Here is a 26590-nt window from a genome sequence, read left to right on the forward strand (position 1 = left end):
TTCTCCGATAGGGGATAAAAAAACGAAAAAATAACCTTGATTTATAGAATCTTTAGCAAAAAACAGAATTCGTAATTGTAAATTTACTTCGTAACTTTGCAGCCTAACATTTTAATAAATGAAATACAAAATATCTCTTTTTCTGCTTTTGACAACTGTGTTATTTTCTTGCCAAAATGAAAATGAAAAACGCCTTGCAGAAAATGCAAAAGAAGCAAAAAAGAAAGAAGCTATTTTTAACAACATAAATAAAGGTTGGACTTTTCTAGACGAACCCATTAATGAGATTTCAGAATCACAATTGAATTCCTGGACAGAGTGGCGTGAATTTAATAAAGAAATTGGAGAGAAGCCTAGAAAGACCATTGGGGCTTTTCAGAAAAAGTCGGCAGCGATTTCTAAGAAAGCAATGGCTTTAAATAACAATATTCCGGCTCAATTTAATCAGCCACAGATCAAAAGCCGTATTTCTATTTTGATTACTAAAATTAAAATGTTGGATTTATTTATTCATTTGAGCACCATTCCAGATGATAAAGTGGTGTTTTTGATACAAGAAATCAATAAAGAACTGATTTCTTTAGAAAGACAAATGGATAAAATTGTCGAAAAAGCCAAAATACCCAAAGAACAAGGAGAAGAAGATTTCCTTAGAATGTTAGACACAACACGCGCGATTCCGAGTTCGGCACCGCCTTTAGATAAAAATATACCAAAAGTTGAGTAAAAACGCTTTATATACAACCTACGATAATCTGCCAAAAGCCGAGCAGATTGCTAAAAGTTTACTGGAAGGGAATCAGGTAAAAATGAATATCAGCGGATTGTTGGGATCTGCTGTTTCTTTTATAATACGTTCTGTTTTCAGGAAAACCGAACTGCCCTTTCTTATTGTTTTAGACAATAAAGAAGAAGCGGCGTACTATCTAAACGATTTGGAGCAGATGATTGGAGAACAAGATGTGTTGTTTTATCCAGCATCATTTCGCCGTCCCTATCAGATTGATGAAACAGACAATGCCAATGTTCTACTTCGGGCTGAGGTTTTAAATCGAATAAATTCAAGAAAAAAACCTGCCGTAATTGTTACGTATCCTGAAGCGCTTTTTGAAAAAGTTGTTACCAGAAGAGAACTCGATAAAAACACTTTAAAAGTGGCTTTAAATGATAAAATTTCGATTGATTTTATTAACGAAGTTTTATTTGAATACGAATTTAAAAGGGTTGACTTCATTACAGAACCTGGAGAGTTTTCAGTCCGTGGAGGAATTGTCGATGTGTTCTCTTTCTCAAATGATCATCCATACAGAATTGAGTTTTTTGGAAACGAAGTAGACAGCATCAGAACTTTTGATGTGGAGACGCAATTATCTGTCGAAACACATAAAAAAATCACGATTATCCCGAATGTGGAGAACAAACTTTTTCAGGAAAACCGAGAAAGTTTTTTAGATTATATTGCCGAAAAAACAGTTCTTTTCATTCAAAATACTGACGGACTTTTTAGCCAATTAGACAAACAATTTGCAAGAGCAGAAGAAGCTTTTGAGAAACTTTCGAAAGAAATAAAACACGCCACTCCAGAACAATTATTCTTAAATCAGGCTTCGTTTATTAAACGTGCTTTAGATTTTTCGGTGGTAGAATTGGCCTCAAGACCTATTTTTAAAACTACTAAAAAATTCGAATTTCATATTCAGCCACAGCCATCATTCAACAAACAATTTGATTTGTTGTTGAATAATCTGAGCGAGAATCATTTTAACGGATATGTAAATTATTTGTTCTGTTCGAATGAAACACAAGCAAAACGTTTTCACGATATTTTTGAAAGCTTAGATGAAGCCAATTCAGAAAATATCAGAAAGCAGTATCATACCATTGTATTGCCTTTATATCAAGGGTTTATTGATGAAGAAAATCAGATTACGGCTTATACCGATCATCAGATTTTTGAACGTTATCATAAATTCAACATCAAAAATGGATATTCGAAAAAGCAGAATATCACGCTTAAAGAATTAACGGCACTTTCGGTTGGAGATTATGTAACGCATATCGATCACGGAATCGGGAAGTTCGGGGGACTGCAAAAAATTCAGGTTGAAGGTAAAACGCAGGAAGCTATAAAATTAGTTTATGCCGATAATGATATTGTGTATGTGAGCATTCACTCGCTGCATAAAATATCGAAATACAACGGAAAAGACGGAACTCCACCTAAAATCTATAAACTTGGATCGAACGCTTGGAAGGTTTTAAAACAAAAAACCAAAGCGCGCGTCAAACATATTGCATTCAATTTGATCCAGTTGTATGCAAAACGCCGTTTGGAAAAAGGGTTTCAGTTTGCGCCTGATAGTTATCTTCAAAACGAATTGGAAAGTTCGTTTATTTACGAAGATACGCCAGACCAAATGAAATCGACGGCGGAAGTAAAAGCCGATATGGAAAGCGATCGCCCAATGGATCGTTTGGTTTGTGGTGACGTTGGTTTCGGAAAAACAGAGGTTGCGATTCGCGCTGCTTTTAAAGCGGTTGACAATAGTAAACAAGTGGCAGTTTTAGTGCCAACTACGATTTTGGCATATCAGCATTATCGAACTTTTTCTGAGCGTTTAAAAGATATGCCAGTTACAATTGGTTATTTAAACCGATTTAGAACGGCAAAACAAAAAACACAGACTTTAAAAGATTTAGCCGAAGGAAAACTAGATATCGTAATCGGAACGCATCAATTGGTAAACAAAAATGTAGTTTTTAAAGATCTTGGTTTATTGATTGTTGATGAGGAACAAAAGTTTGGTGTAAATGTAAAAGATAAACTGAAAACTATTGCAGCAAATGTTGATACGCTGACATTAACAGCAACGCCAATTCCGAGAACGCTCCAGTTTTCGTTAATGGCGGCAAGAGATTTGTCTGTAATTACAACACCTCCGCCAAATCGATATCCGATTGAAACAAATGTGGTTGGTTTTAATGAAGAAATTATTCGTGATGCGATTTCGTATGAAATTCAGAGAAACGGACAAGTTTTCTTTATCAATAATAGAATTGAAAATATAAAAGAAGTGGCCGGAATGATTCAGCGTTTGGTTCCAAATGCAAGAGTCGGAATTGGTCACGGACAAATGGACGGCGCCAAACTCGAAGAACTGATGTTAGGTTTCATGAATGGAGATTTTGACGTTTTGGTGGCAACAACCATTATCGAAAGCGGTTTAGACGTTCCAAATGCGAATACAATTTTCATTAATAATGCGAATAATTTCGGATTGTCAGATTTGCATCAAATGCGCGGTCGAGTAGGGCGAAGCAACAAAAAAGCATTCTGTTATTTCATTTGTCCGCCGTATTCATCCATGACGGAAGATGCAAGAAAACGTATTCAGGCGTTGGAACAATTCAGCGAATTGGGAAGTGGTTTTAACATCGCAATGAAAGATTTGGAGATTCGTGGTGCTGGAGATTTATTGGGGGGAGAACAAAGCGGTTTCATTAACGAAATTGGTTTTGATACGTACCAAAAAATCATGAATGAAGCGATTGAAGAATTGAAGGAAAACGAATTCAAAGATTTGTATCCTGAAGAAAATGATATTGATACCAAAGAGTATGTAAAAGACATTCAAATTGATGCCGATTTCGAGCTTTTATTCCCAGATGAATATATCAATAATGTTTCGGAACGTTTGGTTTTATACAACGAATTAGGAGCAATAAAAGACGAAGCTGGTTTACAAGAGTTCGAGAAAAAACTAATTGACCGTTTCGGACCATTGCCAAAACCTGCAGTTGCTTTATTAAACAGCATCAGAATAAAATGGATCGCAACAAAAGTCGGAATCGAGAAATTGGTTTTGAAACAAGGCAAAATGATTGGCTATTTCGTATCCGATCAGCAATCAGATTACTATCAATCTGTGAAGTTTAGAAATGTCTTGAATTTTGTTCAAAAGCATAGTAATCTTTGCAAAATGAAAGAAAAACAAACCGTAAACGGCTTACGTTTGTTATTGACTTTTGAAAATGTGAAGTCGATAAAACGTGCGTTGGAGTTGATGGAATTGTTTGAGGAGTAATATAATCAATATAAGATACTAAAACGCATGTGTTCTCTTTTGAAATACAAATGGGTTTTTGATTATTAATATAATATAAATCAATTTTGAATAAATTTGCAGAAAAATCCTATTTTTAAGAAATCAAGATTTATGGAGAGTGAAATTAAAATACTTAAAGATTTTGTTGAAGGAAATATTTCTGCTGAAGATTTTGAAAAATGCCTTTTTGAAAATCCAAATTTTGCAGAACTGCTTTCAGATGAAACATTAAACTTAAGGCAAACCTATATTGGAAACTCTACAATATTTCTATACTTGGCAGAACTAAAAATACAAAGTATAAGTGGAAGGTTAAACGCACAAGGAGCAGTGCAATTATTTTTGACTAAAAAAGAAATTGGTTTTAATAAGTTTACAAAATATAGTGATGATTACGGTCTTATATTAGACTCTCAACCAAAATATATAGATGCGAATCTGGCTTTTATTGAAAAGTATATTTTGCCTAATGATTTAACGAAATCTAAGACAGAATTAAAAAAAGAAATTAAGGAGAAATATTTACATCTTTTTAAATATCAAACAAAACCGCCAAAGTGGATACAAAGCCCAAATTGGATTATTAAGAATGACAAACCTCTTTTCTTTTTAGGACAATTTGAAATTAAGAATTGCGATATTTTTCATGATGACGGTGCTGTTTACTTATTTGTTAATGATGAAACAGGAGATATAGAAACGGTAAAGCAATTTTATTAAAATGAATTATATTAATTCATATCTATAAAAATTAAGTTTTCTTTATCTTTTATTTAAGAAAAACCTTAGAACTAAAAAGTTTTCTTTGAACCAAAATTTTCAAAGACAATTTATATGCAGAATCAACTTCTTGTTCTTTTTTTACTTCTTGGATTTACTTCAATTTTCGCTCAGGGAAAAGATAGAATTATTTCTAATGATTCCTTAAAATCAGAAACAATCGATCCGCTTCGTCCAGCAAAAGCAGCTTTTTATTCAGCAGTCTTGCCTGGTTTAGGACAGATTTATAATAAAAAATATTGGAAACTCCCGTTGGTATATGGTGCTATTGGTACGAGTGCCTATTTCTACATCGACAATCAGAAGAATTACAATCTTTATAGAAACGAATACAAAAATAGGCTTGAAGGTAAAAAAAGCGATTCTGAATTTTTAGCAAGATTAAGCGAAAGCCAGTTGATTACAGCTCAAAAAGGCTATCAAAGAAATAGAGATTTATCTGCTTTGTTTATGGTGGGTTTTTATGTCTTAAACATTATAGATGCCAACGTTGATGCTGCTTTATCTCAGTTTAATGTAAATGAGAATTTAACTTTTAAACCCGCATTAAATAAAAACGAAATCACATCGGAGAATAATTTCGGACTTGCTCTGAATTATACATTTTAAAAGATAAAAAAAGCGCATGATAATTTCATGCGCTTTTCTATTTCAACCAAATCGAATTTATTTAACGATAAGTTTTTTAGTAGCTTTAAAATCTTTAGAAATAACATTTACAACATAAACTCCTGAAGATAAATGATGATTCACTTGTCCTGAAGCCGAAAGTCTTTCTGTCAAAAGAGTTCTTCCGTTTAAATCTGAAACGAAAATTTGAGCAGAATCTCCGCTTGCTAATTCAGGCATTACAATATTAAACTCATTATTAATTGCAGGATTTGGATAAATGCTAACTTCGGGTTCAGTTGTAGAAACTTCTTCCACATTTAGAGCCATTTTTGAAGTTCCAATTGTTGTAGCTTCCAATTGCCATTGTGCACTATACCATCCATCTTGCGAATTTCCGTATTGCGCAGCGCCAGTTTGGTTTTCAACATGAATAATATTTCCAGACTGCCATCTGTTTCTTAAACGAACCCAAGTTCCGTCAATGTAATCGCTTGACCATTGCGCACTCCAGAAAGTAGTATCGGTTATATTGCATTGTACATTTCCGGTTTGCCCTTCGATATTCATCAATTCGCCAGTTGCTACATTTTTTAGGACAAAATAAGTGGCATCAATAGCAATTTTCTGCCATTTGTAATTGTTTCCAGAAACGGTTGCTCCGTATCCTGTATTTGTTCCTGCATCAGATAAATAAGCACCTGTCCATCTGTTTTTGATAGTGTAATAATTTCCTCCATTAGGAGCTGTCGTAACCGACACTAAACATGTGCTGGTTTTGCTTCCATCAACAGTTGCAACGGTAATTGTCGCCGTTCCATTCGCTACAGCGGTAATTAAACCAGAAGCATTTACAGTTGCCACAGCCGTATTGTTTGAACTGTATGTTACCGATTTATTCGTTGCATTTGAAGGAAGAACCGTTGGAGTCAATTGCTGTGTTCCGCCAACATTTAATGATGCTGTGGTTGGACTCAAACTTACGCTTGTAACTGCAACACCTGTTCCAGGATTTGAATCGTACCAAGTGCCATTCATGTACCAGCCGTTTTTATCTCTGTTTAAATCTGCAGTTTGATTGGTTCCGTCATTAAAAATTAAATTGGTTGAAGTTACATTGGTAAATGTATAACTGTACCACCCGTTTCCAGCATCGGTCATGTTTACGCCCGGCCACGTTGCATTTGCTAAAATTCCCGTGGGTAAAGCACTCCAATAATAGATTTTAATTCCAGTTCCCCAGTTTGATGGTTTATAGAAATAAACGGTAAAATTCGTATTTGGATTAACCGTAATGGTAGCCGACGCTGTTTTATTTCCGTCTTGTGTTGTTGCTGTAATAGTTGCTGTTCCGGCAGAAACTGCCGTTACAAGTCCGCTTGAGTTTACCGTTGCAATTGCGTTGTTGCTTGAACTCCATGTTACATTTTTGTTCGTGGCATTTGCTGGAGAAATTGTCGCCGAAAGCTGTTGTGTATTTCCAGCATACAGACTTGCAGAAGTTGGGGAAACTGCCACAGAAGAAACTGGAATTGCAGCAACAGTTATAGCAGAAGTAGCCGTTTTGTTTCCGTCAACTGTTTTAACTGTAATCGTTGCTGTTCCTGCTGCAACTGCCGTAACCAATCCAGAAGCATTTACAGTTGCTACAGCTGTATTGCTCGATGTCCAAGTTACGTTTTGATTGGTTGCATTTGCTGGAGCAATCGTTGCATTTAACTGCTGTGTTGTGCCTAAACCAACTGTTACCGTTGTCGGACTAACCGAAACTCCAGTTACCGCTACAATTGGCGCATTGGTATTCGTTAACACTAAATATTCGTAAGCGGCAAAACTGCGTGTTGTACCTGCTGTTAAAGTTACCGTAGCATTGTTATTATACGGATTTACATAAGTTCCTGCTAAAGCTGCTGGGATTACATACGATTTTGATGCATTTCTCAAATTCGACATTACGATTACTTTTTCTGAACCTAATGTTTTGGTAAAAATGCTAATGTCGTCATTTGCATAGGTTGTTAAATCTCCACGACGAATTGCAGCACTTGTCGTTCTGAAATTTAAGATTTTTGCAAAATCTGCGGCTGCTGTTGGATTTTGAGACCAGTTAAATTTAAAGTTCTGCCACGGCCAGTCAGTTTTGGGTTCGTAGTCGATTTCTTGTCCGCTCATTAAAAAAGGAACCCCTCTCATGTAGGCTGAAACTAAGAAGTTGGCAACGATTCCGTTATGGTTTTTAAATGCTACGAATGGTCTTCTTACGCCATCATCATTCGTGTAAGTATCATGGTTACCAGTATATCGAACGATTTGCTGATTTCCAGTTGCTTTAGCATATTCATAAGTAGTTTGGTCTTGAAGCCTTTGAGAAACTGGCCCTCCATTCGCAATATCATATAAACCACTGTGAAACCATCTGTCGCCATAATTCATGTCGAAACCAACTTGAAAGTTTTCTTGTCTGTCTCCTTCGGCTAACATTAATAAGTTATGAGAAGTTATGCTTCGAAGATTTGAATTCACTTCTGACCAAAAATCCAAAGGAGGATTATTAGCATAGTCACAACGGTAACCATCAATGTTGGCGGCAAAAATCCAGTAACGCATGGCATCTTTGATCGCTGCTCTTGTTGCCGAACTGTTAAGATCTAGCGCTGCAATATCGGAGAAGTTTCCTAATTGCTGAATTGTTGTGCCAGTTCGTTTATAATATTCAGGATGTGAAGCAATCCAGACATTGTCCCAAGAAGTTCCGTTGATGGCAATATCTAGAATTACTGCCATTCCGCGGCTGTGTGCACCATCAACTAAAGTTCTTAGATCGGCCAAAGAACCATATTCTGATCCTACGGCTTTAAAATCTTTGATACAATAGGGCGAAGGTGAACTTCGGGAATCGGTACCGTGGGGAAAAATCGGCATTAAATAAATAACATTGGTGCCGAGTGCTTTTATATTGTCTAATCTGGCGGTTACTCCGGCTAAATCTCCGTTGGCACTAAACGGACGAATATGCACCTGATACATATTGATATCTCTTGTGTCAGGCACTCCAGCAAATGGTGTTCCATACTGCGGAGGATCTTGTGCATAAACTGAACTTGCAAATAATAGTAGAAAGCAAATTAATGCTTTGGTAATATGAAATAATCTAGTGGTAATTTTGATTTTCATAATAATAGTTTTTTGAATGCTTGTCGGCATTTCTAACTAAAATTCATTCTCACTCGCATTGTTTTTAAATTCGACAAACATTTTGTGGTTAATAGTTTCAAAATAGTAAGTTTTTTGCTCAAAAATGAGCATAGGTTTTTCTGCCACGAATTATCGAATTAAGGATTTATCTAGAAAATCTTAATTCTGCAATTCGTGGTAAAAAAACTTAGATACTGAGTATCTTAAATTATAATTTTTTCAATCCCTTTAATTCTGCAGAATTTCCTTCTTTGATGCTGATAGCAACACCTCCTCCTGGAGCTAAATACTGCTTCAATTTGCTTTTTGAGTTTACGATCACTTTAGTAACGGTATATTTCTGTGGATTCTGATTCCAATTGGCATCTTTAGCATCGGCATAAATGGTAGCAATGAAGTTTTTTCCAGCGGGTAAATAATCAAATGAAATATTGGCTGTTCTGGCATTTTCATCTGTAATTCCGCCAATAAACCATTCGTTTTTGCCTTTTGCTTTACGGGCAATTGTAATATAATCTCCAGGTTCGGCTTCAAGAATATAACTGTTATCCCAATCTACAGCCACATCTTTAATGAACTGAAATGCATCTGGAAAACGCTCATAATTCCCCGGAATATCAGCAGCCATTTGCAGCGGACTGTACATAGTTACATAGTAAGCTAATTGTTTTACTAAAGTGGTATTCACTCGTTGTGAACTTCCTGTTCCATAATACGAAAGATCGGTCTGGAAAATTCCTGGGGTATAATCCATTGGACCTCCCATTAAGCGGGTAAATGGTAAAATTGTAGTGTGATCTGGAGCTAATCCTCCCATAGATTCGAACTCAGTACCGCGCGCTGATTCCTGAGCAATCCAGTTTGGAAAAGTTCGGTTTAATCCTGTTGGTCGAACGGCTTCGTGACTGTTAATCATAATTTTATAATCGGCAGCACGTTTCGCAACGTTGATGTAATGATTTACCATCCATTGTCCGTCATGATGTTCGCCACGCGGAATAATCTGCCCTACATAACCTGTTTTTACAGCATCATAACCGTTATCATTCATAAATTGAAAAGCACGATCTAGACGACGCTCATAATTGGTAGCCGATCCAGAGGTTTCATGATGCATGATAATTTTCACCCCTTTTGAAGCTGCATACGCATGAACCGCTTTTACATCAAAATCAGGATATGCAGTTACAAAATCAAAAACATCTTCTTTCCAATTGCCAATCCAGTCTTCCCAACCAATGTTCCAACCTTCGATAAGGATTGCATCAAAGCCATTTTTAGAAGCAAAATCTATGTATTCTTTTGCACGTTCTGTTGTAGCTCCATGTTTTCCATTTGGAGTAAGTTTCGTAAAATCATCTGTCATTTTTACGTTGTTTTCTTTCCCGAAAGCCCACGTACTTCTTCCTGCAACGAAATATTCCCACCAAATTCCGATGTATTTTACTGGTTTAATCCATGAAACATCTTTATAACTGGTTGGTTCGTTAAGGTTTAAAATTAATTTTGAAGCTAAAATATCAGTTGCTTTATCACTCACCACAATAGTTCTCCAAGGTGTTTGAGCATCAGTCTGCATATAGCCTTTTGCACCAACGGCATCGGGCGCCAAATGACTTGTCATTTTGTTGGTTTTAGCATCAACTTCAAGATACATTGCGGGATAGTTAATTAATCCTGCTTCGTGAATGTTGATATATAAACCATCATTAGACTTCATCATTGATGGTGTTTGTACGGACAATTCTTTGATTGGATGCTGTGCATTAATCTCAATCGTAGCTTTTTTCATCAAAGAAGGGATTTCTGAAATCTTCGAAGTTGTATAAGCATATTCGTTGGTGTCATAATCTCCTGGAATCCAGAAAATTTTATGATTTCCAGCCAATTGAAATTCGGTGCGTTCTTCTTTAATTACAAAATAATTCAGGTCATTTTGTTTAGGAAATTCATATCTAAATCCCAATCCGTCGTTAAATAAACGGAAACGAATGCGGATAAATCTATTGTTGTTTTTCGCTTGCGCTAAAGTGACAACCAATTCGTTGTAATGATTGCGAATTGTTTTTTCTTCTCCTAAAACTGGATTCCAATTTTCATCCACAGAAGATTGTGCTGTATTTGTAATGGTAAAACCATCCATAAACGAAGCATTGTTTTTAAGTTCTAAACCTAAAGAACTTGGTTTAATAACTGGTTTCTGTTTGTATGATAATTGGTAAGACGGAATGCCGCCTTCTTTTAACTCAAATTTTAGAGAAAGGTTTTTGTCTGGCGAAGTTATTTCTTGTGCCTGAAGTGAAAATACACTTAGGATAACAAAAAATAAAAGCGCTGCTTTTTTGTTCAAACGCATCTGAAGCAATGTTTTTTGGGATTGAAAATTCATTTTATTTAGTTTTTTGCAAAGCTAACTTTATTAAAAGCTTTTATTCTTTTTTAAGTATTAAATATTGGTAAGCTTCTAAATTAATTTCTGTACCAATAGAAATTGTACTTCCAGTTAATGCATCTTTCCAGTTGGTATTAGTCAAAGCAATTGGAGCCGTGTATTTAATAGATTTATTTTTAATATTGGCTACAATTAAGACTTTGTCATTTGTCGTTTCCATTGTAAAAACGCTTGCCTCGTTACTGCTGTAGCCTGTCAGTTTTCCTTTTCGAAGCGCTTCACTTGAATTTCTAAAGGCAATTATTTTCTGATATTCCAAAAGCATGTCATTATCTGCAGTAGACCAATCGATAGGGACGTTGTCAAAATAATCGATGCGTTTGCTGTACCCAATTTCCTGACCATTATAAATCATAGGAACAGATTTCATGCTTGATGCAATTACAAAAGCCGCAAGAGAACCTTTTTTTCCTCCAAAAAGTTCAAGTGGAGTTCCGTCAGAAAGATTCACGTCGTGATTTGTGGTATAACGTACAATTCTTCTTGAAGCATCCAACTGTCCATATTCTTTAGAGCTTTCAGTTTGAAGATAACTTGCAGGCTGAGCTTCTGAAAATACTTTTTCTAAAGCGCCGAAATAAGCAAAACCAAAAGTATAATCGAATCCTGCATCAAAATGATTTACTCTAGTACCTTCTGCCATTAATATCATTCTTTGGTTCTTGATTTTACGTATTTTAGAAATCGCCTCTGACCAGAAATTCATCGGAACAAAATCGGCTGCATCACATCTAAAGCCATCAATGTTGGCATTGTAAACCCAATATGACATGGCATCAATCATAGCTTTTTTCATTTCTGCATTGGTGTAATTTAACTGCGCCACATCTTGCCAGTTTGTTCCAGGCGGAATGGTAATGTTTCCGCTGGCATCTTTTTGGTACCAATCAGGATGAGCCGTTATCCATTGATTGTCCCAAGAAGTATGATTGGCAACCCAGTCTAAAATCACCGCCATATTTTTGCTGTGTGCTTCTGTAACTAAAGCGCGAAGATCTTCTAATGTTCCGTAATCAGAATTAACAGCTTTGTAGTCCTTAATAGAATAAGGGGAGCCTAATTTTCCGGCTGTTTTTATTTTTCCAACAGGATAAATAGGCATCAGATAAATGACATTGGCACCTAGTTTCTGAATATCTCCAAGTCGTTTCTGAACACCTTTTAAGTTTCCTTCAGGACTAAAAGAGCGCACATTTACCTGATAAATTACGGCATCTTCGTTGGCTGCCACTTTATCAAATGAAGATCCATACTGCTGATATTCGTTTTCTGTCCCTGGATTTGGCTCTGGTTTAGGGTTTTCTTCAGAAGAACTGCACGACACAAAAGCTATTGAAAGCAGTAAAGCAAGAAAAATGTTGGAGTTAGACTTCATAATTTTAAAATTAAATTGGATAGGTTTGAGCAAGCATTTTTTTTAGATAACCTGCCTTTTGCTCAGAAAGGCAGGTATCACTCAAAACTAATCTAACGAGTATGAATGTGCTAGATTATTTTTTAACTATAGTGCAAGTTGCTGTTGCAGGATAGCCATTTGTGTTTGGATCGGTTTCATCAATCGTGAAGGTAACTTCATAGGTTCCTGCCTCAGAAATGGTGTAAGCACCTGCATTATCTTTAGTAATAACATTTTTAGACTCATCAGCAGGGCCATAATTTACATCCCATTTGTTGTTCAATCTGAATTTCAATGCTCCAGGAACTAAGTCTGCTGTTACTTTCCATGTTTTAGTTTGATGATCATAGCTCATTGGTGTGCTGTTGTCCCATCCTCCCGCTTGAGAAGTTCCGACAATTCCCCATGCATAAGCAGTTGCAGACCATTTTAGCGAGTTCAAATTTACTTTAATTTGGTACGAACCTGCACTTGGAAGAAACAAATTGTCATCATCCATTCTAACTAAATCTTCATTAGTAGCACCAGCACCATAAAATTCAGCCCAAGTTCTGGCTGTATTTAATTTGAATGCTAATGCAGTACCTTCAGCAGTCATGTATCCTTGATAGACTCCTTTTTCTATTGCTGTTAAAGCTGCAGCAGTTTCGACCGCCCAACCTTGATAATCACCAGGCATATAAATTTCGCCAAAAACAACTGCTTTTTCATAAGGAGTTACCGTTATCTCAATAGGTTCTGAATAAATATTTCTATCCATGGCAGCCACGACTCTTACAGCTAATTTTCCGTCTGCGTTTGGCTGGATTCCTAAATCGGTTGCAATTTTATTCAAATCACGAACAGTAAAAGATTTACTCAAAACATCGTTTCCTGCTTCAAACACTTTAGCATTTAACCATGCCTTATTACCAGAAGTATTTGCTGGCAAATCAAACTGAACCGTATATAAAACGGGAGCTTCAATCGGGAAAGCAACATCAGACCAAGAAATAGTTGTTGCAGTTTCGTCGGCTGTATCTTCTGTAAGTACAATTTTGCTTGCAGAAGATGTAATGGCTGCAGGGAAACTAACCGATTTTAAAACGGTTAATTCTGCGTCAGATTCACAAGAGGTAACCACCATTACTAATGCAAGTAATGTTGCGAATTTATTTATATATTTTTTCATATTATTTAGCTGTTTTAGTAACCTGGATTTTGTTTAAGTCCTGGATTTGCATTTAAAGCTGAAGTTGGGATAGGGAATATTTTTCTATATTCTTCTGAAGCGCCTCTGAATTCATTTGGCAACAAAAATTTATCAAAACGAATCATGTCTTCTCTACGATGTCCTTCCCAATTTAATTCACGTCCTCTTTCATCAAAAATATCATCAAGAGTTGGGTTTGAAGCTAAAGCAGCAAGACCAGCACGAGTTCTAATAGCATCAACTAAAGGTTTCGCTGCTCCAGGATTCCCCAAACGAACATTACATTCAGCTGTCATTAACATAACATCGGCATATCTGTAAATTGGAAAATCATTTGAAGCTCCGCCACCGTTCATTGAACCTGCAGGATAAAATTTAACATTTCTAACACCTTCTTGAGCACCTGCTCCCGGATTATCTAATGAAGCTATGTCTAGTGTATAATTTACGTTACCTGGTTGAGGTCCTAACAGAAATTGTTTTTTACGAATATCTTTATCGTCATACTTTAGGTAAAAATCTTTTGGGACAACAGATCCGTTCCAACCACTGTAACCAAATAGAGCATTAGCATGTGGTCCAATTAAGCTGCGTACAGTAAAAATATTACGGCCTACAACATCTACGGTAGTATAAATAGATAAAATGGTCTCATCTTGCGGATTAACATCTCCAAACAATTCATAGTATTTATTTCCTAATGGACTTGAAGCATCTGAAAGAGCAGGATGTAATGAAAACCCTCCGCCATTTACAACATTACAAGAGGCTAAACATTCTTCCCATTTTGGAGTTCCAGTTAAAACGCCTGCATTCAGGTATACTTTAGCTAGCAAAGTATACCCAGCCCATTTGTTGAATCTGCCGTAAAATTCTCCACCCTTAGTACCAGGTAATAAATCAATATTTGCCTTTAATTCAGAAACTACGAAATCAAATACTTCTTTACGACTTGCTTGTGGTATTTTATCAACAGTAATATTGTTGTCTGTGTAAAATGGCACATTTCCAAAATCATCAATTAATAAATAATAGAAAAAAGCTCTTAAAACTTTTGCTTCAGCAATTTTTGATGCATCAGCTTTAGAGTCTTCCAATAGTTTTATTGCAAGGTTTGCATTGAAAACGGATACATATAACCAGTTCCAAGTATTTCTAACTACTTCGTCTGTTGGCAGCCACTGGTGTTTAAATAAAATTGCAAATTCAGTAGACCAGTCACCTGTATTTCTATGAGGAATAACCTGATCATCGACACACATTGAGTTTAAGTCGTACCAACCCAAATCTGCGCCGGCATAACCAACTCCATTCCAGTTACCAGGAATTTGTCCGTATACACCAGCTAAAGCGATATCTGCTCCTTGAGGAGATCCATAAAAATCTGAAGCAGGATATTTGTCATACACATTTTCATCAAGATCAGTGCAAGCTGTAAGAGCAAAGAAACAGATGCTTCCTGCTATAAATATATTTTTTAATTTCATTTCTTTTACTATTTAAATTTAACATTTACACCAAACGAAATGCTTCTGGTACGAGGATAAATTCCTCTATCACCTCCAAAATAATCATTTACGTCACCGCTACCACTTAAGTTAATTTCAGGATCAATACCTGAATATTTTGTGATAAGGAATAGGTTGTTTCCAGTAAGAGAAAGTCTAATTGACTCTATAAATCGATCTTTAAAACTAAAATTGTATCCTGCTGTAACGTTTTCTAAACGAACAAAAGAACCGTCTTCTAACCATAAATTTGAGGAATATTGAGAGGTGAAAATGCCTAAGTCAACAGCGCTTTCTAAAACATTACTTTTTCCAATGTTTTCCATATAGCTTGAACGTTGATTTACTGTATTGTAAATTTTATTTCCTCCAGAACCTCTTACTAAGAAAGAAGCGTCAAACTTTTTATATCTCAAAGTTGGATTGAAAGCAAAAGTATAAGTTGGTAAAGCTGAACCTTGCATTACACGATCTGCACTCGTATTACTTTGATCGAAATTTCCGTCACCATTTTGATCTACAACTGTTTCAGCGTTAGCAGCATTTTTTCCTTCGTGTTGTAAAATGTTAAATGTACCAATTGGCTGTCCTTCTATTAAGTAAGAATTTGGCGCACCCCAATCTATATAGTTTGTTTTCAATGGTACACCATTAATTTCTCCGTTTAACTTAAGAACCTCATTACGCATAAAAGATACATTTCCAGCCAAAGTTAAAGTTGTATTTTCATTGCTAATTACATCATATGCTAAAGCAAACTCGACACCTTCATTTCTTAGACTACCAATATTGGCTTGAATTTGTTCGTATTGGTAAGGCGGCAGAGAAACGGTATAATTGAATAATAAATTGTCAGTTGTAGCAGTATATAAGTCAACTGTACCTCTCAATCTGTTATTAATTAAGCCAAAATCAAGACCAATATTAGTTTGTTTTTTAGTTTCCCATTTCAAATCAGGATTAGCATTTTGAGTAATTTTGTAATTTGAAATCTGAGAACCTCCAAAATAAGTAGTTCCTGCAGGACCTACTAAAGAAATTGATCCTTGAGGCTGTAAACCTTGCTGATTACCAGTAACGCCATAACCTACACGTAATTTCAAATCATTGACCACAGATTGATTAGCCATAAACGATTCTTTTGCAATTTGCCAAGCGACTGAAGCAGATGGGAAATTACCCCATTTATTGTTTTCTCCAAACACAGAAGATCCATCACGTCTGATACTTGCTGTAACCAAATAACGGTCTAATAAAGAATAATTTACTCTTCCTAAAAAAGAAACTAGAGTTCTGTCATTTTTAGAGGATTTAATATCTCCAGGCAGAGCTTTACTAATATCACCTAATTGAAGGTTATTGTAAGTTGCTAAATCATTAACAAAACCTCTTACTTGAGAATAATTTTCTTGCTTGCTTTGGTATTGCCATTCGTAAAGACCTAAGGCATTGATTGAGTGAACACCAAATGTTTTTTTGTAATTCAAACTAATATCCATTAACTTCTCTTCTTGGCGAGTATTATTAATGTTTCCAAAACCTTTTTGGTTAATTGCGTTTGCATCTGTAGATTTTGCCGGATTATAAAAACCAATTGAATTATTAGCTTTTCTCCAGCTTCCAAACCAACCTGCCTGCAAACCATCAACGATATCTAAATCTGCTTTAAGGCTTCCAAATAAATTATCATATTTTCCCTCGTTTGTAATTTCTTGTTGAGCCGCATAAGGATTCAAATATTGAAATAAGTTAGGATCTGTATAATAAGTTGTTCCGTCTGCTTGAAACACAGGATCAGTCGGACGCATTTGATAAGCTTGAGAAATTAAATTCGAAACCTGATTTACTCTACCAATACTTTGTACGCTACTTTGAGTATTGCTAATTCCGTTAGTTAAAGTATAATTTAGAGTCAATTTATCATCCAATGCTTTTTGAGTCGCTTGTAATCTTGCAATATATTTTTTATTACTAGAGTTAATTACAACACCATCTTGCAAAATAGCACTCAGAGACCCGTGGTAACTAAATTTATCACTGCCTCCACCAAACGAAAGTGTATGAGTTTGTGTAAATCCTGTTTGTGTTAAAATTCCGTACCAATCTGTGTTTGCGCCGTGATTTGCAGATGCCGGAACTCCCACACTTTGCGCTGCCGCCCACCATTGGTCAGCATTTAGGAAATCCAATTTTTTTGGAATAAAATCGATAGAAGAAGAACCTACATATTCAAAAGTTGTTTTTCCTGATTTGTTGGTTTTAGTAGTTACAATGATAACTCCCGGCGCTCCTCTAGATCCATAAATGGCAGTTGCCGAAGCATCTTTCAAAATATCAATAGACGCAATTTCAGTTGGAGGTATAGAATTTAATAAATCTAAGTTTCCCTGAATTCCATCTACTACCACCAAAGGGTCGCTTCCGCCAATTAAAGAACTTACTCCACGAATACGTACACTTGGTCCAGAGCCTGGTTCACTTCCAATCTGGTTAATATTTACACCTGCCGCTTTTCCAGAAATTAATTGCAGCGGATTTACTATTGGACCTTGATTCATGTCTTTTGCAGCAATAGAAGAAACGGCACCCGTTACATCCTTTTTAGAAACAGAACCGTAACCCACTAAAACAACCTCTTGTAAGTTGGTAGCATCTGGTTCCAATTGAATATTTAAAACGCCATTTCCAGCAGGAACTTTTTTAGTTTTATACCCTACAAAACTTACTACGATAATAGATGAACTGCTTTCGACAGTAAATTTAAATTTACCATCAAAATCGGTTACCACACTATTTTTTGTGCCTTCTTCGATGATAGAAGCTCCAGGAAGCGGAGCACCATTTTCGTCGGTAATAATTCCAGAAATAGTTTCTTTTTCATCTTGAATATTTTGCGATTTAAATTCTGGTTTTTTAAGGATAATCTGTGTGTCTCGAATTTTAAATTCGGTTGGGGTTCCTTTAAAAATTTTATCTAAAACAGTATAAATCGATTGTTCTTTTACAGAAATAGAAACCGTTCGATCTAAGTCGACATCACTCATTTTGTAAATAAATCTAAAATCTGTTTTTTGCTCAATGGTCTCAATAACCTTTTCGATTGTTGAATTGTTTAATTCAAGGGTAACTTTTGTTTTTTGAGCATAAGTACTTGCTTTGATATTAAACATGGCGACCAAAATAAGTAGTGTAGTTAATTTCAATTTTAGGTCATTTTGGAACAATGAGTATAGAAACCCATTATTCTTAGATTTTTTTTTCATAATTTTGTTAATTGATTGTAGTTAATTCGTTATATTCAATCACTTAGTTAATCGGAAATTGTTCGCAGCTCTTTCCGATTTTTTTATTCCCGTAATGTTATCTCATCATATATTTTTATTGGTTTTAGTGGTTATTTAATTAGTATTTGATTGTTTTTTATTGTGTAATTAATGCCATGAACATCATTAAAATAGCTCATCACATTCTCGATTGATTCTTCTTTAAAGCTGGCATTAAACTTCTCGTTAGCCAGTTTTTCGTTTTTATTAATGATCGTTACGTTATAGCGTCTTTCTAATTTGGTAATAATGTTTTTGAAAGTCATGTTTCTAAAAGTCAGTCCGCCATCAATCCAAGAAGTATAAATCTCAGTAAGAACCGATTTTGTAAAAATCGAAGCATTTTCTTTATTGAAACTTCCTTTATAGCCAGGTTTTAAAATAGTGTTTTTAGAAGCATCAAATTCCTCGTTTGAACGGTACATTCCAACAGAACCTTCAACCAAAACTACATCGGTAACAGCATCTTCCGGATAATTTGAAACATTAAAATGTGTTCCTAAAACACGTACATTCAGTGCATCAGCATTTACAATAAAAGGATGTTTTTTATCTTTTGCGACATCAAAAAAAGCTTCTCCGTCTAGATAAACCTGACGATTTTCTCCAGCAATAAATTTTACAGGATATTTTAAAGTTGTTCCAGCGTTTAAATGAACCATAGTTCCGTCAGATAATTGCAGACGAAATTTTTTGCCAAATGGAATTTTAAGTGTGTTGTAAGCCAATTTATCAGAATCGGTTTGTTTTTCGTAAACTAATTTATCGCCGTTTTGATTTCCAATAATATTTCCTTTTTTATCATGAACCTGAACTTTTCCATTTTCAGAAATAACCTGAACACTTCCATCTTCCATTTGAAGCACAATGTCCGAACTTTTAAAATCGAATGGAACTTCTGCGCTCTTAGCAAAAAAGCCTTGTTTGTAAGCAAAACCAACACCCAAAAGAACTAAGACAGAAGCCGCAATAGAAATATATTTTCTATAATTAGATTTTCTTGGCTGTAATTCTATTACTGTTTCTTGTTCTTTTGCGGCAGATAAAATATTGTCGAAAATGGAATTAGCTTTTTGTTCGTCCATTTTTGGCATTTCGCCTAAAAGAATTTTCACTTCTTCTACTGTCGGAAAATCATCAGTTAGCTTATTATTGCGACAATAGGCAATAACTTCTTCTGTTTCTTCGGCAGTACATTGATTTAAAATAAATTTCTCTAAAAGCGTTTTTATTTCAGAATTTGAATTCATTAAGAATGTTTTTAGGTCCTGTGTTTCTATAATACAGCTGAAGTGAAGTCGAGTACTACTCAAACGTTATAAATTTTTAAATTTTAACATTTAAAACAGTCTTTTTGTTTTTATGTGTCTGATTTTTAATGATTTGGAAAGATGTTATTTTTTAAATAATTAATGATTAACCAGTTTTTGTCATCTAGAAGAATTTCCACAAAGAATAAAATTTATAGCCAAGCTTAGAAGTGCTAAAGTTTATTTAATTGCCACCAGTTTTAACTGGAGGTCATAAAATGTTTCATAATGATAGGCTTTAGCCAAAATAAATAGTTTGGCTAAAGCCTTTCGTGCGGTTTCCCTATAAACCTCCAGCTAAAGCAGGAGGCAATTGATTTTTTTAACCACAGATTAAAGTATTAAAAAGGGATTTTAATCAGTGGAAATCCTTTAATCTGTGGCTAAAAAAGATCAAAAGTTTTAATCAAAAAAAAATCACTCCGAAGAGTGATTTTAAGGGTAATATTTGTGGTTTTGGTTAGATAATTTCATCGTGAAGTTGAAAAAAACCGCGCATCGATTCGAGCGCTTTACTCATTTGGTTCCGGACTGTGTTTATCGAGATTCCGAGTTCCTCGCTTATTTCTTCATAGCTCATTCCTTTCTTTCGCGACATTTTGAAAATCTGCCGTCGTTTGGGCGGGAGCTGTTTTATAGCTTGTTTTCGAAGTTTTTTGCAATCGGCTTCCCGAACCGCATAATCTCCGTATTCATGTGATTTCTGACTTTCGTAGAAAACGGCTTCTTTCAATAAAATTTCATTCGCAGCCTTATTCAAAACATTGAAAGCCTGATTTCTGGCAATGGTAAAAATGTAGGCTTTAAAAGATTGATCTACATTCAAACTTTCGCGATTGAGCCAGACTTTCATAAAAACATCCTGAACATTTTCCTCAGCAGCTTCTTTTGATTTAAGAAGACTAACGCTGTATCCATAAATATCTTGGCGGTACATATCAAAAAGTTGGCGAAAGGCTTTTTCGTTTCCTTTTTTGAGTTCACTTACCAATAATTTTTCACTATGGTTGGCCGCTTCTAACAATTTAATTTGCGTTTATTTAATTCCAGTGGTATTAAACTATCAAAATGCGAGGTCTGATGTCTGACTTCTTCGCAAATATATAAAAATATTATTCGCAACAAATTATATATAAAAAAACTTAATTCGGATTTTTTGTTAGTTTTTTAAAGAAAGACATAAAAACTCTTGTTAAGTCGCGGTTACGCTCGTAAGTGTTATTTTGACGCTATTGATAAATAAATTTTGATTGTGAATTTGTCTTTTGAGAATATTCTTATTTCAGAAATATGGAATTCGAGCTTTTATTTCGATTTATTTCAAAAGAAAAATCCTTTCATCTTTAAAAGAAAAGACAAAAGGATTTTGTTATTTATAAATTCTAATTTGATCTATTTTACGAATTAGTTTTTCAGGTCTTTAATTACTTTAAAAGCTACATCAACTTGATCTTCTCCAACTAAGATTGTAAATTCATTTGAAGTAGAGATTACCTCATTGATAATGATTCCTTCCCAGGCCAAACGCTGGAAAATGAAATAGTAGATACCAGGAACAACAATATTTTCTTTTGGTAATTTTACAGTAATCGAAGCTAAATTATCTAATTTTTGGATTAATTTTTCTCTCATAAAGTGTTTCTCAACCAAGTGATTTACACTACTGCTCACTACGATATTCGTTTCATTTACTCCACGAGATGAGGTGTAAAAAATATCAGATAGAGCATTAATATCAGAGATCAAATCTGCTTGTTTGTTTAAGACAGTTTCAGATGCAGCAAAAGTGTAATCGGTAAGTTCCGAACGAACTGTGATTTCACCTATATTCTTAATTACTTTATTGATTTTGTGGTTTAGTTTAAAATCTAGTTCTTCCGTTAGTCGTTTTAAAGACATTACAACAGCGCCTTGTTTAACTTCTTTGCCAAACTCACTTTCTAATTCGGTCATAATATTTCGCGAAAGTGAAGTTAGGTTAATAATTCCGAGCGACAGGGCATTTAATAAAAATGGTTTTGTTTTAATGTAGTTTTCTACAATAGAAGAAACAGTTTTCATAATTCTTTTTTTTTTGGTAACAGTTGAGTTGGTAGTTAATTTAACATTGCGATGTTATAATTCTTTGCAAATATAAATAAAAAAACAAATTGTTACAATTATAACAATAAAAAAATATGTTAAAAGTGATAAAAAGCGTCGGTAAGATGTTCAATTGCAAATGATTCCCCGTTTTTATGGACGGCAACGATGTCAAAACGGATTTCTAAATCTTCCTGAAAATCCTTTTCCCTATCGTTTATGTAGGCATTTACTGCCTTAATGAGTAATTGAATTTTTTTGGACTTCACAAAATCTTGCGGAGAACCAAAATCTAAACTTGAACGAGTTTTAACTTCAACAATTGCCAAAACATTACCTTTTTGTGCAATTATATCTATTTCTGCCTTTTGTATAACAAAGTTTCGTTCTATAATTGAATATCCATTTTCTTCAAGATGTGCTGCAGCTAGATCTTCTCCTAATTTTCCTAAATCGTTATGTTCTGCCATGTTTTTTTTGTTTCAAGTTTCAAGTTTCAAGTTTTTGCACGCAAAGACGCGAAGTCACCAAGAATATTAAAACTTTGCGACTTCGCGTTTGTGCGAGATTTTATGTGGTATTGTTAGATTCGCTTAAATCATAAGCAATGCGATATTACCTTTTAAAAGTAACCGTACTTCCAGAAGCAGTAACTTCTATAGAAACAGTATTTCCCATAATTAAAGCTCTGTTGTCTCTAATATGGCCGGCTGGGAAATTAAAAATTACGGGAATATTGTATTTTTTCGTTACATCATCAATAATTTCTAGGGCATTTTTTCCCCAAGGCACTTCATTGTCTTTCATGCTTGTCATTCCGCCAATGATAATTCCTTTTAGATTTTCGATACATCCGTTACGTCTTAGATTCATCATCATACGGTCTATATGATACAGATATTCGTCTAAATCTTCAATAAATAAAATTTTATCCTTGCAGTCAATTGCCGATGGTGATCCTAATAAACTATATAAAATAGATAAATTACCGCCTACTAATTCTCCAGTTGCACTTCCGAAACGATTCATGGGAGTTGGACTGATAGAGTAGGAAATAGGTTCGTTAAATAAAGCGGCTTTTAACGAGCTTACCGCATCTGGAGTCGCTCTTGGAACTGTTACCGGCATAATGCCATGAATAGATTTGTAACCCATCGTATTCAAATGATTATGAAGAACCGTTACATCGCTAAAACCAATAACCCATTTTGGATGCTGTTTGAATTTGGTAAAATCTAATAAGTCTAACATTCTAACAGTTCCGTACCCGCCTCGTACACACCAGATTGCTTTAATATTCGGATTGTCTAATTGCTTTTGAAAATCAGCAGCTCTTTGCTCATCTGTTCCAGCCAATTGATGATAATCTAATCCAATTGTAGATCCAATTACGGCTTCTAAACCCCAACTATGCAATAAATCTATTGTTGGTTTTAAATTGTCATCAATGTTTTTTCTTGCTGTTGCCAAAAGAGCGACAGTATCTCCTTTTTGTAAATAAGGTGGTGTTATCATGTTTTGTTGAGATTGACAGTTGAATGATTGCAAAGCAAAAATAAGAAATGCGAGTTTACAAAAGACAAAGTGTTTCTTTATATAGTGAAAGCAGTTTTTATTCATTTTTTTCTTTTGCTTAAAATTATAAAATTAATCTTTAAGGTTTAATAATTTAACCTCCATATTGTTTTTGCAGCTCAGCCAAAAACAACATCAAACCTTTGTCAGCTTCTTCAGACTGCACATTGGCAAATAAGATAAAAGCTTTATCGATGTCTTTGCAAATATACACTTTGGTTAAAAATGTTCCTGGATTTCCGTAGTGAAAAGAATATTTTAGGCCCGATTTTTCATTTATTTCAGAATACCATCCAAAAGAAAATTCTGGAAAACCAAAATGCATTTTATTAAATTCTTCTTCAGATAGTACTTTTGATTTTCCTAAGAGACCTTGTAATTGCATCTGCGTAAATTTGCAAAAATCAGGAAGATTGACATTGATATTTCCTGCCGAGGAAAGCCAATTTAATTTATAATTCACTAATGATTTTTCAGGCTTCAAATTTTCATCATGTCCCCAAGGCTGGTTTATATCAGTAACGTTTGGCTGTCCAAAACCGAAGTTAATATTTAGCTTTTTACCCAATTCTTGCACTAAACTTTCATAACTTTTTCCAGTTGCTTTCTCGAGCATTAAGCCTGCAGCAACAAAACTGGGATTGGAACCATACCATTCTTGTTTTTCAGAAACAATTTGTTTTTGCTTAAAAAACCAGCTTATAAATTCATAACGCTGTTCTTGATTATTTCCTTTAATTTCTTGTTGATTTGGAGTTTCATTTCCGTAAGACCAAGTCGGAATTGGTGCTCTAAATGTCAAGAAATCTTGCAAGGTTACATTATAAATTTCTGGATTACTTTCTGCTTTTAATTCAGGATATAAGTCAAAAAATTTGGTATTCCACTTTATTTTTCCTTCTTTAACTAAAGTCGTTGCAATATAACTTGTGATTGTTTTTGTGATGGATCCTAAACGAAAAATATCATTAATTTTTGCTTTATGAGAAGACTTATAACGCTGAAATCCTAAAACCTCAATTTCAAGAACAGAATCTGAAGAAACAACTGCATACGCCAATTCTGGAATTTTATATTGTTTTCTGATTTCCTCTGCTCGAGAACCATTTTTTTGCCCGTAAAATGGATTTATAAAGCTCAAGAATAAAGCAAAAAACAGTATTTTTTTCATGTTATAAATTATCAGATTTTTGGAGCAATATACAAGACTTTTGTTAGAAACAAATCTAATATTTTAAATTTAATTTAAGTAAAAATCTTACAAAATAATTAATTTTGTCTTTTTAAAAAATCTTCTCTATGCCGTTAAAATATAAATTCTGTTCGATTTTTCTTTTTTCGTTGACCGTTCTATTTAGCCAACCCAAAAAATACAAAATCCACACCATAGCTTTTTACAATTTTGAAAATCTTTACGACACGGTAAATGATGAATTTACAAATGATGACGAATGGACGCCAAATGGAGCACAACGTTGGACAACAGAAAAATACCAGCAGAAATTAAAAAACTTAGCAAGGGTTATTTCTGAAATAGGAATGCCCGAAAATTCAAATGCGCCAACCTTAATTGGTGGAGCTGAAATAGAAAATCGTGGCGTTCTAGAAGATTTAATAAAAGAACCAAAGCTATTGCCACTAGATTTAGGAATCATTCATTTTGATTCTCCAGACAAACGAGGAATCGATGTGGCTTTGCTATATCAGAAAAAATATTTTAGACCCACTTCTTATTCGAATATTCCTTTAATTATTTATAAAAAAGAAATTATCAAAAAAGAGCAAGAAGAGGAAGTTTTGGATGACGAAATTGAAGTAAAAAAAGAAGATAAAAATCGAGTTTTTACAAGAGACCAGCTTTTGGTTTCGGGATTTTTGGAAGGCGAAGAAATACATATTATTGTCAATCACTGGCCGTCCAGATCTGGTGGAGAAAAAGCAACAATGATATTTCGTGAAGCCGCAGGAAAATTGAACCGAAAAATTATCGATTCATTACAGCAAATTAATCCGCAGGCAAAAGTATTGACAATGGGAGATTTTAATGATGGACCATTTAATAAAAGTATAAAAACAGGGTTAGGAGCTAAGGGAATAAAATCTGAAGTAGCTGAATTTGATGTTTTTAATCCGTTTGAAGAGCTTGCTAAAAAAGGCTTAGGAACTATTGCTTATCGGGACTCTTGGAATATTTTTGATCAAATTATCATGACAGAATCTTTAATTAAAGCCGATTTTTCGACTTTTAATTTTTGGAAAGCAGGTATTTTCAATAAGCCTTATCTTATTCAGAATTTTGGGGCTTATAAAGGTTATCCTTTACGGAATACACTCAGCGAAGCAGGTTTTAGTGATCATTTTCCGGTTTATATTTATTTGATAAAAGAGTTTTAAAGGTAGAAAAGCACTGCAGTGCGTCTAACATTTTTCAGAAATTAAATTACATAACTATACACACACTGCGGTGCGTCTCTACAATTTCACTAACTTAGCTTTTCATAATTTAGTATTAAAAAAATGGCTATAGCAAAACCTTTTAACCTCACGCAATGGATTGACGAAAATCGTCATTTACTTAAACCGCCTGTTGGAAATAAAAATCTTTATGTTGATTCTGGAGATTATATTGTAATGATTGTTGCAGGTCCAAATGCACGAAAAGATTATCATTATAACGAAACAGAAGAGCTTTTTTATCAGTTGGAAGGAAGCATTAAGGTTGTCATTCAGGAAGATGGACAGCGTAAAGAAATGGAATTAAATGCAGGCGATATGTATTTGCATCCTGCAAAAGTGCCGCATTCTCCTGTCCGTTCAGAAGGTTCTATCGGACTTGTGATCGAAAGAAAACGTGCAGGACAAGGTTTTACAGATGGCTTGCTTTGGCATTGCGATAACTGCAATCATAAATTATATGAAGTATATTTTGAATTGCATAATATCGAAAAAGACTTTCTTCCTCATTTTGAACATTTTTACAATTCAGAAGAATTAAGAACTTGTGATAATTGCGGAACTGTTATGGAAACAGATTCTAGATTTACGGCTAAGAAATAATATTT

Annotated in this window: 18 protein-coding genes; 6 read left to right on the top strand and 12 right to left on the bottom strand. The window is 34.6% G+C overall.

Annotation, left to right across the window (positions count from 1 at the left end):
- Positions 1 to 118 precede the first annotated feature (118 nt).
- The 4 genes from M0M44_RS06240 (at position 119) to M0M44_RS06255 (ending at position 5495) form a co-directional block, all read left to right on the top strand.
- Positions 119 to 727: a hypothetical protein gene (locus M0M44_RS06240; RefSeq protein ID WP_248728991.1), complete on the top strand. Its 609-nt coding sequence runs from the start codon at positions 119 to 121 to the stop codon at positions 725 to 727.
- A complete protein-coding gene (gene mfd / locus M0M44_RS06245; protein ID WP_248728992.1) occupies positions 720 to 4085 on the top strand; it encodes a transcription-repair coupling factor in 3366 nt (1121 codons plus the stop codon). The genes M0M44_RS06240 and mfd overlap by 8 nt, the downstream gene beginning before the upstream one ends.
- 132 nt (positions 4086 to 4217) lie before the next feature.
- Positions 4218 to 4826, top strand: a complete 609-nt coding sequence (locus M0M44_RS06250) for a hypothetical protein (protein ID WP_248728993.1) — start codon at positions 4218 to 4220, stop codon at positions 4824 to 4826.
- 114 nt (positions 4827 to 4940) lie between these two features.
- Entirely contained in the window at positions 4941 to 5495 is a 555-nt protein-coding gene (locus tag M0M44_RS06255) for a DUF5683 domain-containing protein (RefSeq protein ID WP_248728994.1), read from the top strand.
- A gap of 57 nt (positions 5496 to 5552) precedes the next feature.
- On the opposite strand, the gene M0M44_RS06260 is transcribed toward M0M44_RS06255, so the two are convergent.
- From M0M44_RS06260 to M0M44_RS06315, 12 genes are all read right to left on the bottom strand, one after another.
- A complete protein-coding gene (locus tag M0M44_RS06260; RefSeq protein ID WP_248728995.1) occupies positions 5553 to 8669 on the bottom strand; it encodes an Ig-like domain-containing protein in 3117 nt (1038 codons plus the stop codon).
- A gap of 229 nt (positions 8670 to 8898) precedes the next feature.
- Complete coding sequence (locus M0M44_RS06265; protein ID WP_248729990.1) at positions 8899 to 11046, bottom strand: glycoside hydrolase family 97 protein; 2148 nt, start codon at positions 11044 to 11046, stop codon at positions 8899 to 8901.
- A 73-nt stretch (positions 11047 to 11119) separates the two neighbouring features.
- On the bottom strand, positions 11120 to 12517 hold the full coding sequence (locus tag M0M44_RS06270) for an alpha-amylase family glycosyl hydrolase (RefSeq protein ID WP_248728996.1): 1398 nt from the start codon (positions 12515 to 12517) through the stop codon (positions 11120 to 11122).
- 115 nt (positions 12518 to 12632) lie between these two features.
- The gene (locus M0M44_RS06275; RefSeq protein ID WP_248728997.1) at positions 12633 to 13709 is read right to left on the bottom strand and encodes a SusE domain-containing protein; all 1077 of its coding nucleotides are present in this window, start codon (positions 13707 to 13709) and stop codon (positions 12633 to 12635) included.
- 14 nt (positions 13710 to 13723) lie between these two features.
- Positions 13724 to 15217 carry a RagB/SusD family nutrient uptake outer membrane protein gene (locus M0M44_RS06280; RefSeq protein WP_248728998.1) on the bottom strand — a complete coding sequence of 498 codons (1494 nt, stop codon included), beginning with the start codon at positions 15215 to 15217 and terminating at the stop codon, positions 13724 to 13726.
- An 8-nt stretch (positions 15218 to 15225) separates the two neighbouring features.
- Positions 15226 to 18441, bottom strand: a complete 3216-nt coding sequence (locus tag M0M44_RS06285; RefSeq protein ID WP_248728999.1) for a TonB-dependent receptor — start codon at positions 18439 to 18441, stop codon at positions 15226 to 15228.
- Between the two features lie 191 nt (positions 18442 to 18632).
- Positions 18633 to 19811 carry a FecR family protein gene (locus M0M44_RS06290; RefSeq protein WP_248729000.1) on the bottom strand — a complete coding sequence of 393 codons (1179 nt, stop codon included), beginning with the start codon at positions 19809 to 19811 and terminating at the stop codon, positions 18633 to 18635.
- 520 nt (positions 19812 to 20331) lie between these two features.
- Positions 20332 to 20895 (bottom strand): RNA polymerase sigma factor, encoded by a 564-nt coding sequence (locus M0M44_RS06295; RefSeq protein ID WP_248729001.1) that lies wholly within the window; start codon positions 20893 to 20895, stop codon positions 20332 to 20334.
- Positions 20896 to 21275: 380 nt separating this feature from the next.
- Positions 21276 to 21932 carry a hypothetical protein gene (locus tag M0M44_RS06300; RefSeq protein ID WP_008466087.1) on the bottom strand — a complete coding sequence of 219 codons (657 nt, stop codon included), beginning with the start codon at positions 21930 to 21932 and terminating at the stop codon, positions 21276 to 21278.
- 119 nt (positions 21933 to 22051) lie between these two features.
- Positions 22052 to 22423, bottom strand: coding sequence for a YraN family protein (locus M0M44_RS06305; RefSeq protein WP_248729002.1), 372 nt, complete (start codon positions 22421 to 22423; stop codon positions 22052 to 22054).
- 145 nt (positions 22424 to 22568) lie between these two features.
- Complete coding sequence (locus M0M44_RS06310) at positions 22569 to 23468, bottom strand: S66 peptidase family protein (protein ID WP_248729003.1); 900 nt, start codon at positions 23466 to 23468, stop codon at positions 22569 to 22571.
- 154 nt (positions 23469 to 23622) lie between these two features.
- Positions 23623 to 24699: a serine hydrolase domain-containing protein gene (locus tag M0M44_RS06315; protein ID WP_248729004.1), complete on the bottom strand. Its 1077-nt coding sequence runs from the start codon at positions 24697 to 24699 to the stop codon at positions 23623 to 23625.
- Positions 24700 to 24827: 128 nt separating this feature from the next.
- On the opposite strand from M0M44_RS06315, the gene M0M44_RS06320 reads away from it, so the two are divergent.
- Together M0M44_RS06320 and M0M44_RS06325 are read left to right on the top strand one after the other, a co-directional pair.
- Positions 24828 to 25922, top strand: a complete 1095-nt coding sequence (locus tag M0M44_RS06320; protein ID WP_248729005.1) for an endonuclease/exonuclease/phosphatase family protein — start codon at positions 24828 to 24830, stop codon at positions 25920 to 25922.
- 123 nt (positions 25923 to 26045) lie between these two features.
- A complete protein-coding gene (locus M0M44_RS06325) occupies positions 26046 to 26585 on the top strand; it encodes a 3-hydroxyanthranilate 3,4-dioxygenase (RefSeq protein WP_248729006.1) in 540 nt (179 codons plus the stop codon).
- Positions 26586 to 26590 lie beyond the last annotated feature (5 nt).

Source organism: Flavobacterium humidisoli (assembly GCF_023272795.1).
Classification (GTDB): Bacteria; Bacteroidota; Bacteroidia; order Flavobacteriales; family Flavobacteriaceae; genus Flavobacterium; species Flavobacterium humidisoli.

Excerpts from the sequence above, each read along its gene's own strand:
- M0M44_RS06325 (WP_248729006.1), top strand. The coding sequence starts at position 26,046 with ATGGCTATAGCAAAACCTTTTAACCTCACGCAATGGATTGACGAAAAT.
- M0M44_RS06260 (WP_248728995.1), bottom strand. The coding sequence starts at position 8,669 with ATGAAAATCAAAATTACCACTAGATTATTTCATATTACCAAAGCATTA.
- M0M44_RS06280 (WP_248728998.1), bottom strand. The coding sequence starts at position 15,217 with ATGAAATTAAAAAATATATTTATAGCAGGAAGCATCTGTTTCTTTGCT.
- M0M44_RS06305 (WP_248729002.1), bottom strand. The coding sequence starts at position 22,423 with ATGGCAGAACATAACGATTTAGGAAAATTAGGAGAAGATCTAGCTGCA.
- M0M44_RS06255 (WP_248728994.1), top strand. The coding sequence starts at position 4,941 with ATGCAGAATCAACTTCTTGTTCTTTTTTTACTTCTTGGATTTACTTCA.
- M0M44_RS06320 (WP_248729005.1), top strand. The coding sequence starts at position 24,828 with ATGCCGTTAAAATATAAATTCTGTTCGATTTTTCTTTTTTCGTTGACC.
- M0M44_RS06290 (WP_248729000.1), bottom strand. The coding sequence starts at position 19,811 with ATGAATTCAAATTCTGAAATAAAAACGCTTTTAGAGAAATTTATTTTA.
- M0M44_RS06265 (WP_248729990.1), bottom strand. The coding sequence starts at position 11,046 with ATGCGTTTGAACAAAAAAGCAGCGCTTTTATTTTTTGTTATCCTAAGT.
- M0M44_RS06310 (WP_248729003.1), bottom strand. The coding sequence starts at position 23,468 with ATGATAACACCACCTTATTTACAAAAAGGAGATACTGTCGCTCTTTTG.
- M0M44_RS06250 (WP_248728993.1), top strand. The coding sequence starts at position 4,218 with ATGGAGAGTGAAATTAAAATACTTAAAGATTTTGTTGAAGGAAATATT.
- M0M44_RS06240 (WP_248728991.1), top strand. The coding sequence starts at position 119 with ATGAAATACAAAATATCTCTTTTTCTGCTTTTGACAACTGTGTTATTT.
- M0M44_RS06315 (WP_248729004.1), bottom strand. The coding sequence starts at position 24,699 with ATGAAAAAAATACTGTTTTTTGCTTTATTCTTGAGCTTTATAAATCCA.
- M0M44_RS06275 (WP_248728997.1), bottom strand. The coding sequence starts at position 13,709 with ATGAAAAAATATATAAATAAATTCGCAACATTACTTGCATTAGTAATG.
- M0M44_RS06300 (WP_008466087.1), bottom strand. The coding sequence starts at position 21,932 with ATGAAAACTGTTTCTTCTATTGTAGAAAACTACATTAAAACAAAACCA.
- M0M44_RS06270 (WP_248728996.1), bottom strand. The coding sequence starts at position 12,517 with ATGAAGTCTAACTCCAACATTTTTCTTGCTTTACTGCTTTCAATAGCT.